Origin of the sequence: Microbacterium sufflavum, from assembly GCF_023101165.1 — a bacterium.
Taxonomy (GTDB): Bacteria; Actinomycetota; Actinomycetes; order Actinomycetales; family Microbacteriaceae; genus Microbacterium; species Microbacterium sufflavum.
This window is the reverse complement of record NZ_CP078076.1, coordinates 2029819-2041560: the sequence shown is the minus strand read 5'-3', so window position 1 is coordinate 2041560 and position 11742 is coordinate 2029819. Positions and strand designations below refer to the sequence as shown.

The window sequence follows — 11742 nt, the reverse complement described above, 5'->3', positions numbered from 1 at the left end:
TCATGACTCCGGATCCCGCCCCCGTCCCCGGCGTCGAACGTCAGGCGCTGACCGCGCTCGACCTCGTGCGCGTCGTCGTCCTGATCGCGGCGATCGCCTCTCTCGCCCTGTGGGGCTTCGCGAGCTGGGACCTGCCGTGGAACATCGTGATCGGCATCGGCGCGCCGGTCACGGCCCTGCTGCTGTGGGCACTGTTCCTGTCGCCCCGCCCCGTGCTGCGCGTGCACCCGTTCCTGCGTGCGCTGGTCGAACTGCTCATCTACGTGGGCGTGACGATCGCGTGGTGGTCCATGGGCCAGGCCCTGATCGGCACCGCCTTCGCCCTCGTCGCCGTGGTCGCCGGTGTTCTGAGCGGTCGCCGCGCCCTGACGTGAACTCGCCGTCGTGAGCATCCCGTCGTGAGCGTCGTCCCGCTGCTGCAGCAGGCGCTCGGCGTCCTCGTCGACACCGACGAGGACGCGCTCGAACTGGCGCGCTCCGACCGCTCCGGCCATGCCGCCGCGGGGCGCCCGCTGGCGATCGTGCACGCCGAGCGCGTGGAGCACGTGCAGGAGACCCTGCGCATCGCCTCGGCGACGCGCACGCCCGTGGTGGTCCGCGGCGCCGGCACGGGCCTCGCCGGGGCGGCCAACGCGGGCGAGGGTGAGATCGTGCTGTCGCTGCGACGCATGGCGGCGATCCACGAGGTCCGCCCCGACGATCTGCTGGCCGTGGTCGAGCCCGGCATCCTCAACGCCGAGCTCAATGCCCACCTCGCGTCCTTCGGCCTGTGGTGGGCACCCGACCCCGCGAGCCGCGACATCTCGACGGTCGGTGGCAACATCGCCACGGGCGCGGGAGGACTGCTCTGCGCGAAGTACGGCGTCGTGCGGGATGCCGTCCTCGGCGTCGACCTCGTACTGGCCGACGGGCGGCTTCTGCACCTGGGGCATCGCAGCGTCAAGGGCGTCACGGGCCTCGACCTGACGGCTCTCGTCGTGGGTTCGGAGGGCATCCTCGGCGTCGTGGTCGGCGCGACGCTCAAGCTCCGGCGGCTCGTCCCCGGCGAGAGCTGCACTGTGACGGCTCTGTTCCCCGGTGTCCGCGCCGCGGCCGCCGCCTCAGCCGCCGTGACCGCCGCCGGGGTGCAGCCCGCGATCATGGAGCTCATGGACGCCCCGAGCCTCGCGGCCGTGCACGCTCTGCTCGGCCTGCCGGCGCCGACGCCCGGCACCGCGCAGCTGACCATCCAGACCGACGGGCCTGCGGCGGCCGCCGAGGCCGACGCGATCGACGCCATCCTGCGCGCCAACGACGGCGTCACCGAGGTGTCGCACGATCGCGCGGAGGGCGAGCGGCTGCTTGCGATCCGCCGGTCCATGCACGCCGCGATGGCCTCCCTCGGCACCACCCTGATCGAAGACGTCTCCGTGCCGCGGAGCGCCATGCCGGCGATGTTCGACGAGATCGCCCGCATCGAGCGCGAGTACGGTCTCGTGATCCCCACGGTCGCGCACGCGGGGGACGGCAATCTGCACCCGAACTTCGTGTTCGAGGGACCCGAGACCCCGGCACACGTCTGGGCCGCCGCCGACGAGCTGTTCCGCGCGGCGATCCGCCTGGGCGGCACGCTCACGGGCGAGCACGGCATCGGGGTGCTCAAGCGGCGCTGGCTTGCGGAGGAGCTCGGCGACGACCAGTGGCGGCTGCAGCGCGAGATCGCCGCCGTCTTCGATCCGCTCGGGATCCTCAACCCAGGGAAGGTGTTCGTCCCCGATGCCTGACATCCACGTGAGCGCGGCGGTGATCGTCGACGACCAGGGCCGCGTGCTGGTGGTCCGCAAGCACGGCACGACCAGGTTCATGCAGCCTGGAGGCAAGCCGGAGCCCGGCGAGAGCGCCGCGCAGACCCTCATCCGCGAACTGCGCGAGGAACTCGGCGTGGCACTGCGCGAGAGCGACCTCCGTCCGCTCGGACGGTTCGTGTCCGCCGCCGCGAACGAACCGGGTCACCGGGTCGTCGCCGATGCTTTCACCGCAGCGATCGACCCGGCCGGGGTGCGGGTGCAGGCCGAGCTCGCGGAGCTGCGATGGATCACCCCGGAAGACGCGGAGACGCTGCCGCTGGCGCCGCTGAGCGTGGAGCACCTGCTCCCCCTCGCCTGGCCGGCCGCGACCCGGTGAGTCGGGGTCAGATCCCCTGCCAGGCCGGCTTGTTCGCGAACGTGTACCGGTAGTAGTCGGCGAGCTGCAGCCGGGAGGCCGCCGCCTCGTCGACCACGATCGTCGCATGCGGGTGGAGCTGGATCGCCGAGCCGGGCAGCAGGGCCGTCAGCGGACCCTCGACCGCTCCGGCGACCGCCTCCGCCTTGCCCTCGCCGAACGCGAGGAGCACGAGGTGCCTGGCCTGAAGGATCGTGCCAAGACCCTGCGTGATGCAGTGCATGGGGACATCGTCGATCGAGTCGAAGAAGCGGGCGTTGTCCTCGCGCGTCTGCTCGGTGAGGGTCTTCACCCGGGTGCGCGACGCGAAGGAGGAGCCGGGCTCGTTGAAGCCGATGTGCCCGTCGGTGCCGATGCCGAGGATCTGCAGGTCGACGCCGCCCGCCTCCTGGATGGCGGCCTCGTAGTCCTCACCCGCGTGCTGGATGGTCGCCTCCGCGCCGTTGGGCACGTGGATGCGCTGCGGGTCGAGGCCCAGGGGCTCGACGACCTCACGGGTGATCACGGAGCGGTAGCTCTCGGGGTGGGCGGGGTCGATGCCGACGTACTCGTCGAGGGCGAAGCCGCGCACCCGGGAGACGTCGCGCCCGGCGAGCTGCGCGCGCAGGGCCTGGTAGACCGGCAGCGGCGTGGAGCCCGTGGCCAGGCCGAGGACGGCGTCCGGACGACGGTCGATCAGCTCCACGATCTCGGTGGCGACCAGCGCACCGGCGGCCTCGGGACTCTCGACGATGACGACCTCAGCCATGCGGAACGATCTCCTTCTCAGAAATGGATGCGCCCACCAGAGCGGCGCCGAGTGCGGCGGCGGGGGAACCCGCGGGGAGCAGTTCGATTCTCTCATCCAGGCGCAGAGACCTCGCGAACGGTGACGCCTCGGCGCCGGCGTGCAGTGCGGCCCTGATGCCTTCGTCGAGGCGGCTTCCCATGGCCGTGAGGCCGCCCCCGATCACCACCGTCTCGACGTCGGCCGACAGCACCAGCACGCGGACCGCGGCGGCCGCGCCGAAGAAGAGGTCGTCACGCAGCGCGAGCGCCAGCGGGTCGCCGGCATCGGCGGCGTCGAAGATGTCCCTGACCGGCAGCGCGCCGGGTCGACCCCAGGCCTTGGCGAGTGCGCCGCCGCCGCAGAACGTCTCCACGCAACCGCGCTGTCCGCACCCGCACAGGCGTCCGTGCGGGTCGACCGAGATGTGGCCGACCTCGCCGGCGGTCCCGCGCGATCCTCGCCAGATGCTACCGTCCACGACGATGCCCGCGGCCACACCGGTGCCGAGGTTCAGGTACGCCATCGAACCGCTCACGCCGCTGAGCACGGCAGCTCCGAGCGCCGCCGCCTTCACGTCGTTCTCGACGCGGAACGGCACGCCGAGCGCTCGCTCCGCCCGGTCGGCCAGGTCGAGCGACTCGACCCCGAGGTTGACGGCGTGCACGACGCGCCCCGCGTCCGCATCGACCAGCCCGGGGATGCCCACACCGACGGACCCGACGGCCGACAGCGGGACCCCGGTCTCATCGGCGAGGGCGACGACGGTCGACACGATGCTGTCGACGACGGCGTCCTCGCCCCAGCCCGTGGCGCGGCGCAGGCGTCCGAGGATCTCACCGGCGGGGTCGACGGCGACGGCGTCGATCTTGGTTCCGCCGACATCCAGGCCAACACGAATCGGCCGACCGGGCAGGTCGGCGGCAGCGGTTCCGGTCATCGGATGCCGGTCTCGGTCGTGGTCGCGGAGGTCACGACACCCCCAGCTGCCCGGAGAGCACCATGACCGCGGCTCCGCGGAGCACGATGTCGTCCTGATGCGTGAGCCGCACCATCACGTCTTCGAACACGCCCTCCAAGGTGCGCGCGTGCAGGGTCTCGACCGCGGCGTCGATCAGCGTGCCGTCGAGCAGTTCCGCCGGGCCGGAGAGGACGACCTCGGACAGGTCGAGCGCGGCGACGATCGGGGCGATGGCGATGGCCATGCGCGTGCCGGCGTCGCGCAGGATGTCCTCGCGCGCCGAGGGGTCGGCGTCGAGGGCCTCCCGCATCCGGCTGACGCTGAGCCAGGCCTCCAGGCAGCCGATCTTGCCGCAGGCGCAGCGCGGGCCGCCATCGGTGCCGACGACCACGTGTCCGATCTCCCCCGCGGCGAAGCGACTGCCCAGCAGCGGCTGGCTGCCCGTGATGAGGCCGGCACCCACGCCTCGGCCGATCTTGATGAGCATGAAGTCGGCCTTCGCCTCGCCGAAGGTGTATTCCGCGAGGACAGCGGCGTTCGCGTCGTTGCGCGCGAGGACGGGCAGGTCGAGCTCGGCGCCGAGCTTCGCCTCGAGCGGGAAGTCGGTCCAGCCGAGGTTGGGCGAGCTCAGCACCAGACCGTCCGGTCGCACGACGCCCGGCGTGCCGATGCCGACGCCGAGCACGGGGCGCGTGGCGGCGTCGACGAGGCTCTGTGCGAGCTCGCGGAGCGCGGCGTAGGCGGCCTCCCCGTCCGGGCGCTCCGGGCGAGGCACCTGGCGGCGCTCCAGCACGTCGCCGTCGAGGCTCAGCACGGCTCCCTCGAAAGCGTTCGGACCCGACAGGTCGAGGCCGACGATCTGGTGCCCGGCGCGGTCGATGTCGATGAGGATCGGCGGCTTCCCCGGACCCACCGCCTCGCGGACGCCCATCTCGATCACGATGCCGTCGGCGATGAACTCCGCGACGAGGTCGGAGATCGTGACCCGGGTCAGTCCGGTCTCCCGGGAGAGGTCGGCGCGACTCATCGCTCCGGAGTGGTACAGCGTCTGCAGCACGAGGGCGCGGTTGTGTCCGCGGGCGTGCTCGGGGAGCACCTTGGTTCGCGAGCGCAGGTGCCGCGCGGGCCCGAAGGCGTGCGCGTTCGCGGCGACGAAGTCTGTCGTCGCCGCGGGGCGCTGATCATCCGAAACGGACATGTTTGTTAGTAGACCTTACGAACAAAAATTGCGCAACCTCTGCCCGCGAGGCCGCGGCCAGGGTTACCGAAACGTTACATTACTTTCGAGCCGCGCGGGCCCGTGCCGCAGAACCGTCCAGGAGCCGCTCCACCAGCCCCGCGACGATGGCCTCGCGCGCCTCCACCGTCAGCGGCTTTCCCGGAACGCCGGGGCGGCGCTGATCCGGGGACGGGCCATCCAGCGGACGATACCGCACCCCCGCCGCCGCCAGGCGACGCAGATGCGTCGGAAGCCGCCGCATGAAGTCCGCGAACGGCCTCGGTTCCCCGCCCTCCCACAGCCGCTCGGCGATCGCGGCGAGCCGCGGGAACATCGCGAAGTCCACGCGGTCCCGGCTGGGCAGGTGCTCGCTCCACACGTTCGCCTGACCGCCCACCGCACCGTCCTCGATCCGGAGCGAGTACGCGCGGGCGAGCGGCAGCGGGGGTCCCACCCTGATCGGCTCCTCGGGCGACTCCGACTGCGGATAGTCGAGGTAGACCTCCAGGTCGGGGCACGCCACCACGGGGATCCCGCGGCTCAGCGCCTCGCGCATCGCGACGGGTCCGCGCCACGCGAGGATGCGCACGCCCTCCGGCACCTCGCCCTCCAGCACCTCGTCCCACGCGAGCGCCGTCCGCCCCCGCGAGCGCACGTGCGCCACGAAGTGCGCGGTGAACCAGGGCTGCACGTCGTGCGGCGTCGCCAGGCCCAGCGCGCGCATCCGCTCCGCCGCCGCCTCGCTCTGCGCCCACTCCGTCACGGGCACCTCGTCGCCGCCGATCCCGATCCACTCCGCGTCGAACACGTCGCAGAGGGCATCGATCGCCGCACGGCCGAACGCCAGCGAGGCCTCCGTCGGGGCGAGCGTGCGTGCGTTCACGCCGAACCGCTCCCACGGGCCGCTCGCCGGCACGCCCACATCGGTGTTGCCGAGCTCGGGGTACGCGGCCAGCGCGGCCTGGATGTGCCCGGGCAGCTCGACCTCCGGCACCAGGGTCACGCCGCGCTCCGCCGCATAACGGACGAGGTCGCGCAGCTCGTCCGTCGTGTAGAAGCCCTCGTGCACGCCGGGCTCGACCGTGGCCTCGGGCCCGTGCCCGCGCTGGGTGGCCTCCCGTCGCGCGCTGACCTCCGTCAACCGCGGGTAGCCGGGCACTTCGAACCGCCAGCCCTGATCGTCGGTGAGGTGCAGCTGCAGGATGTTCAGGTGGTGCAGCGCCAGCAGGTCGATCAGGCGCCGCACGTCGTCGACCGGGCGGAAGTGCCGCGCCACGTCGAGCATGACGCCGCGCCAGCCGTACGCCGGCGCCCCCTCCCACACACCGGCCGGAAGCAGCACCTCGGCCTGCGCAGGGGCGTCGGGGTCGCGCAGCTGCCGCAGCACGGTGGCGCCCCGGGAGACCCCGAGCGGACTCGCACCGCGGATCTCGACCCCGTCGGCGGACACGGTCACGCGGAACGCCTCGTCCCCCACGCGGCCGGCGCGGGCGGCCGCGGCCCCGAGGGCGTCATCCAGCGTGAGACGGATGCCCTGACCGGTCCCCTGGCCTCCCCCGCCCAGCCAGTCGACGGACGCGGACAGCTCGGGCACCGCGTCGATCGGGGTGTCCGGCCGCCACGCGAACCGAGCAGCCGCGGCATCGACGTGCGCCGCGATCGCCGGCACGGTCGCCCGGTGCGCGGGCGGCGGCAGGCGCAGGGCCCGTCCGGCGACGGCACCGGTCACGACGCCGTCCAGGACCACGGGCACGCCCGCCACCAGCACCTCGTGGACGCCGATCGGCGGCCGATGCGGCTCCTCGAACGTGGCGCCCGCGGCGACCGTGAGCGGATCGAACAGCACCAGGTCTGCGGTGGCGCCGACGCGGATGATCCCGCGAGGCGCATCGCCGCGGTCGAGTCCCAGACGGGCCGCGGGGTTGCCCGAGAGGTGGCGCACGGCCTCCTCCAGCGTCAGCACCCCGAGCTCGCGCACGTAATGCCCCAGGTAGCGCGCGAACGTGCCGCGGCCGCGAGGGTGCGGACGAGCCCCGATCAGGATGCCGTCACTGCCGCCGGAATGCCGCGGGTGCCGCATGATCGCGCGCACGTTGTCCTCATCGCCGATGTGCATCAGCACGCCGGTCGCCCCGGCGTCCTCGAGGATGGTGTCGAGCACCACGTCGACGGCCCGCCGCCCCGAGTCGTTCGCGATCTCGGCGACCGTGCGGCCGACGAGGCCCGCGAGAGCCGGATTCGCGGTGCCGGAGATCTGGATGGCCGACCAGTCGGCACGCTCCCCGTGGAAGCCGTCGCAGCCGAGCTCCTCCAGCTCCACGCGGACGGCCTCGCGCCCCTCGGCATCCAGCCCGGCGATGGCGGCCAGCAGGTCGCCCGACGCCGCCAGCCGGCTGGGCAACAGGGCAGAGAGCGTGGTCGCGCCGGGGAGATACGGATAGGTGTCGAGCGTCACGTCGACGCCGTCCGCGATCGCCGCGTCGACGATCTCGAGCAGCTCGTCGGCCCGGCCGCGGTTGGGGGCGAAGTTCATCGTGGCGTGCGTCAGGTGCACCGGGCAACCCGTGCGACGGCCGATCTCGACGGCCTCGCGGTACGCATCCAACGCGGCCGCGCCGTAACTGCGGGTGTGCGGCGCCCAGTATCCCCCGCGCTCGGCGACCACACGGCACAGGGCCTCGAGCTCCGCGGTGTCGGCGTACATGCCCGGTGTATAGGTCAGGCCGCTCGACATGCCGAACGCCCCTGCGTCCAGAGCCTCGCCGAGCAGCGCGGCCATCGCCTCGATCTCCTCCGCGGTCGCCGCGCGGTTCTCGTGCCCGACCACCATCATCCGGAGGTTCCCCTGCGGAACGAGCACCGCGGCGTTCGCGACCGCGGCGGCGTCGATCTCTGCCAGCAGATCGCTCATCGACCGCCACGGCACCGTGGTGGGCAGGCCGTTCCACCCCGCGATCTGCGCGGGGATCACCGCGGCTGTCGCGTCGTCGAGCGGCGCGTACCCGAGGCCGTCCTGGCCGAGCACCTCGCAGGTCACGCCCTGACGGATCTTCGCGTCGTGCGCGGCACCGCTCAGCACCGCGAGGTCGCTGTGCGCATGCATGTCGATGAAGCCGGGCGCGAGCACGAGGCCGGAGGCCTCCACCTCCACGCCGCCCTCGGGCAGCTCGAGCTGTGCGTCCTCCCCTTCGGGCACGACCGCGACGATCCGCGCGCCCTCCACCGCCACGTCGGCTGTGAACCGCGGCGCACCGGAGCCGTCGACGACCGTGGCCGAGCGGTAGACCCTGACCAGCCCGGCCGCTGCCTTCTCCGCACTCAGAAGCACGTCGCCACCGCTCCGATCACTCGAGGGTCGTCCGCGTCGGGATCGTCGATCACCGCGACCACCCGCCACTTGTCGAACGCGGTGCACGGGTGCGAGAGCCCGAGCCGCACGACCTCGCCGACCGCGGCCGCGGCGCCGTCCGCGAGCCGCAGGAAAGCATGTTGATCGTTGAGCGCCGTGATCTCGCCCTCGACGCTCTGCGGCACCGGCAGGTCGAGGTCGAACGGCACGTCACGGCGTCCGGCGTCGAGCAGCGCCAGGGCATCCTCGGGCTGGGAGACCACGCGCGACCAGGCGTGCATGGCCGACCGCAGCGGTGCCGTACCGGTCAGCGGGCCGAAGGGCGACATCCGGGCGTAGAACCCGTCGTCGTGGATCTGGAACGCTCCGGAGCGCAGCACCACGTCGGCCTCGGGAGCGAGCGGCGACAGCACGGCGGCGGCCCGGTCGGGGAAGGAGCTCCCGCCCGCGCTCACGACCGGACGAGGCCCCTCCGGGTAGTCGAGTCGGCGGTGCAGCTCGACCAGGGTGTCCAGGTAGGCGTCGACCGCGGCGACCGACGCCGCGGACCGATCCGGCCCGAACGGCCCCTCGTATCCGGTCACTCCGGCGAGGCGCAGGCCCGGTGCGGCGGCGATCGCGGCGGCGATGCGCTCGCCCTCCTCCACGCTGCGGGCACCCGTGCGTCCGTGCGCGCCGCCCAGCTCCACGAGCACGTCGAGGGGGCGGGCAGCATCGGAGAGGGCATCGGCGAGGATGCGGACGCCGTCGACCGCGTCCGCCCAGCACAGGATCCGCAGGTCGTGGTCGGCGGCGAGCAGTTCGCCGAGGCGACGGGCGGCAGCGGCATCCGTGACCGCGTTGGCGATCAGGACGGTCGGCACTCCGGCGGTCACGGCCACTTCCGCTTGCCAGGGCGTCGCGACGGAGATGCCCCAGGCGCCCGCGTCGAGCAGCCGCTGCCACAGCGCGGGGGCCATCGTGGTCTTGCCGTGCGGGGCCAGGCCCACGCCCTGCTGTGCGGCCCACGCGAACACGGTCTGCTCGTTGTGCGTCAGCGCGTCGGCGTGCACCGTGAGCACCGGCGTGACCAGGTCGGAGAGGTGCAGTCCGGCCTGCCCGACCTCGGAGAGCCGCAGCCCTGCGGCGCGCGCCGGGAACCCCTTCGCCCAGGCGCCGAGAACGGGATCCGGAATTTGTAGAGGCATCTAACAAGGCTACTAGGCTGGCGGCATGACCGCGAAGACACGAGTTTCGACCGACGCCGCCCCCGCCCCCGCCCACACCTTCTCGCAGGGAGTGCGCAAGGGCCCGATCGTGCAGGTCTCCGGCCAGGGCCCGGTCGACCCCGTCACGAACGAGTACCTCCACCCCGGCGATGTCGCGGCACAGACCACCCGCACGCTCGAGAACGTCAAGGCGATCGTCGAGGCGTCCGGCGCCACGTTCGACGACGTCGTGATGCTCCGCGTCTACCTGACCAAGCGCGAGGACTTCCCCATCATGAACGAGGCCTACGGCGCGTTCGTCGAGGCGCACACGACGAGCGGGGTCCTGCCCTCGCGCACCACCGTCTTCACCGGCCTTCCGCGCGAGGAGATGCTCGTCGAGATCGACGGTCTCGCCGTCATCGACTGACCGCGCAGCCGGACGTGTCCGGAGAACGGGGAGGCAGGGTAGCAGACCGTTGCCTCCCCGTTACCTGCCATCCCGTACCATTGAGAGACTGGATGCGTCAGAACCGCGGGGGGTGTAGTTCGTGACCGATGTGATTTCCGTACCGGGCGCTGCGACGGGAGCTCCTGCCGACGACGGCACGCCCACCAGCGTGCTCGCGCCCGCGGATACGCCCACCGAGACGGTTCCGCCGCACACCGGTGAGCAGCCCCTGGCCTGGGCTCCGATCGAACCGTCTCCCAAGAAGCGCCGCCTCGGCCTGTGGATCGGTCTCGGCGTCGGAGTCGTCCTGCTCGGCGCGGGAGCGGCCTCCGCGATCCTCATCGCACCCGGGACGACCGTCGCGGGCATCCCCGTCGGATGGATGACGCCGGGCGCCGCCGCCGACGCGATCAGCACGCACCTGGCGCAGACGGAGGTCACGCTCACGGGTGAGGGCGACGGCGCGGTCCTCACGGGCGCCGACCTGGGCGCCACGGCCGATGCCACCGCCCTGGCCGATGCCGCCTTCGCCGCCCACCCGCTCTGGAACCTCGGGTCCTGGATGGGAGACCCGGTACCGGCCGACATCACCCTCGACCCCGAGAAGGCCACGGCCGCCCTGCGGGACGCCGTTCCCGCGAGTTTCGTCGACCCGGTCGATGCGGGAGTCGTGTTCGACGCCGCGACCGGCGCGTACACGATCACGCCTTCGGAAGCCGGCACCGGCATCGACCTCGGCGACCTCGGCACGGCGTTCGTCGACGCGGTCGGCGACGGTCGCACCTCCTTCGAGTATCCGGGCGGCCCCGCCGAAGCCCTTCCCGCCGTGAGTGACGCCGACGCGACCGCCACGGCGAGCGAACTCAACACCATGCTCGCCACGATCGGCTTCTACGTCGGCGAGGAGCGCACGGTCCCGATCGACCCCGCCACGGCCGCCTCCTGGCTGACCGTCGTGGACGACGAAGGTCAGCTGCGCATCCAGGCCGACCCGCAGGCGATCCAGGCGACCGTCGACGCGCTTCCGGCCGCGGTCGACCGCGCCCCGGTCAATGCGACCGTCATCGTCGACTCGGCCGGCACCGTGCTGCGCGCCGAGCAGGAGGGCGTCACCGGACGCGCGCTGGGTGACACCTCCCAGATCGCGGAGCAGTTCGCGACCCAGCTCGCCGCCGGCGACGGTGTGTTCGCGCTGACCGTCACCGAGACGCCGTTCGAGACGGTCAACCTGTTCCGTCGCATCGACATCGACCTGGGCTCGCAGCGGGCCACGCTGTACGAGAACAATGCGGTCGTGAAGTCGTGGGCCGTCTCGACCGGGCTGCCCGGCACTCCGACGCCGACGGGCAACTTCAAGGTCTTCGCCCACACGCGCATGCAGGACATGGGCTGCTACCCCGGCGCCCCGTACTGCACCGAGAACGTCCCGTGGATAACCTGGTTCACCACGAACATCGGCTTCCACGGCACGTACTGGCACAACAACTTCGGCAACCGCATGAGCCACGGCTGCGTGAACCTGCCGATCGACCTCGCGAAGTACGTCTACGACTGGTCGCCCGTGGGCCTCGAGGTCTCCGTCCACAACTGACGCACCTCGGGCCGGC

10 protein-coding genes are annotated in these 11742 nt (G+C 72.5%); 5 read left to right on the top strand and 5 right to left on the bottom strand.

Going from position 1 to position 11742, the window contains the following annotated elements:
* The first annotated feature begins 2 nt into the window (after positions 1 to 2).
* The 3 genes from KV394_RS10000 to KV394_RS09990 are packed head-to-tail and all read left to right on the top strand — an operon-like array spanning position 3 to position 2163.
* Positions 3 to 374 (top strand): YrdB family protein, encoded by a 372-nt coding sequence (locus KV394_RS10000; protein ID WP_136030984.1) that lies wholly within the window; start codon positions 3 to 5, stop codon positions 372 to 374.
* A 24-nt stretch (positions 375 to 398) separates the two neighbouring features.
* On the top strand, positions 399 to 1763 hold the full coding sequence (locus KV394_RS09995; protein ID WP_247981361.1) for an FAD-binding oxidoreductase: 1365 nt from the start codon (positions 399 to 401) through the stop codon (positions 1761 to 1763).
* The gene (locus KV394_RS09990; RefSeq protein ID WP_247981360.1) at positions 1756 to 2163 is read left to right on the top strand and encodes an NUDIX hydrolase; all 408 of its coding nucleotides are present in this window, start codon (positions 1756 to 1758) and stop codon (positions 2161 to 2163) included. Before KV394_RS09995 ends, KV394_RS09990 begins: the two co-directional genes overlap by 8 nt.
* 7 nt (positions 2164 to 2170) lie before the next feature.
* Here KV394_RS09990 and nagB read toward each other — a convergent pair whose 3' ends face one another.
* From nagB to KV394_RS09965, 5 genes are all read right to left on the bottom strand, one after another.
* Positions 2171 to 2950 carry a glucosamine-6-phosphate deaminase gene (gene nagB, locus KV394_RS09985; protein ID WP_136030990.1) on the bottom strand — a complete coding sequence of 260 codons (780 nt, stop codon included), beginning with the start codon at positions 2948 to 2950 and terminating at the stop codon, positions 2171 to 2173.
* Positions 2943 to 3908: an ROK family protein gene (locus tag KV394_RS09980; protein ID WP_247981359.1), complete on the bottom strand. Its 966-nt coding sequence runs from the start codon at positions 3906 to 3908 to the stop codon at positions 2943 to 2945. The genes nagB and KV394_RS09980 overlap by 8 nt, the downstream gene beginning before the upstream one ends.
* A gap of 31 nt (positions 3909 to 3939) precedes the next feature.
* The gene (locus KV394_RS09975) at positions 3940 to 5127 is read right to left on the bottom strand and encodes an ROK family transcriptional regulator (protein WP_136030992.1); all 1188 of its coding nucleotides are present in this window, start codon (positions 5125 to 5127) and stop codon (positions 3940 to 3942) included.
* Positions 5128 to 5206: 79 nt separating this feature from the next.
* The gene (locus KV394_RS09970) at positions 5207 to 8476 is read right to left on the bottom strand and encodes a family 20 glycosylhydrolase (protein ID WP_247981358.1); all 3270 of its coding nucleotides are present in this window, start codon (positions 8474 to 8476) and stop codon (positions 5207 to 5209) included.
* Positions 8467 to 9684, bottom strand: coding sequence for an alanine racemase (locus KV394_RS09965; protein WP_247981357.1), 1218 nt, complete (start codon positions 9682 to 9684; stop codon positions 8467 to 8469). The genes KV394_RS09970 and KV394_RS09965 overlap by 10 nt, the downstream gene beginning before the upstream one ends.
* 25 nt (positions 9685 to 9709) lie before the next feature.
* Between KV394_RS09965 and KV394_RS09960 the strand changes: the two genes are divergently transcribed.
* Both KV394_RS09960 and KV394_RS09955 read left to right on the top strand, forming a co-directional pair.
* Positions 9710 to 10114: a RidA family protein gene (locus KV394_RS09960; RefSeq protein ID WP_136030997.1), complete on the top strand. Its 405-nt coding sequence runs from the start codon at positions 9710 to 9712 to the stop codon at positions 10112 to 10114.
* Positions 10115 to 10235: 121 nt separating this feature from the next.
* The gene (locus tag KV394_RS09955; RefSeq protein ID WP_247981356.1) at positions 10236 to 11726 is read left to right on the top strand and encodes a L,D-transpeptidase family protein; all 1491 of its coding nucleotides are present in this window, start codon (positions 10236 to 10238) and stop codon (positions 11724 to 11726) included.
* Positions 11727 to 11742 lie beyond the last annotated feature (16 nt).

Bases quoted from the DNA above. Each gene is read 5' to 3' on its own strand.
- KV394_RS09965 (WP_247981357.1), bottom strand. From the start codon at position 9,684: ATGCCTCTACAAATTCCGGATCCCGTTCTCGGCGCCTGGGCGAAGGGG.
- KV394_RS09960 (WP_136030997.1), top strand. From the start codon at position 9,710: ATGACCGCGAAGACACGAGTTTCGACCGACGCCGCCCCCGCCCCCGCC.
- KV394_RS10000 (WP_136030984.1), top strand. From the start codon at position 3: ATGACTCCGGATCCCGCCCCCGTCCCCGGCGTCGAACGTCAGGCGCTG.
- KV394_RS09980 (WP_247981359.1), bottom strand. From the start codon at position 3,908: ATGACCGGAACCGCTGCCGCCGACCTGCCCGGTCGGCCGATTCGTGTT.
- nagB (WP_136030990.1), bottom strand. From the start codon at position 2,950: ATGGCTGAGGTCGTCATCGTCGAGAGTCCCGAGGCCGCCGGTGCGCTG.
- KV394_RS09990 (WP_247981360.1), top strand. From the start codon at position 1,756: ATGCCTGACATCCACGTGAGCGCGGCGGTGATCGTCGACGACCAGGGC.
- KV394_RS09975 (WP_136030992.1), bottom strand. From the start codon at position 5,127: ATGTCCGTTTCGGATGATCAGCGCCCCGCGGCGACGACAGACTTCGTC.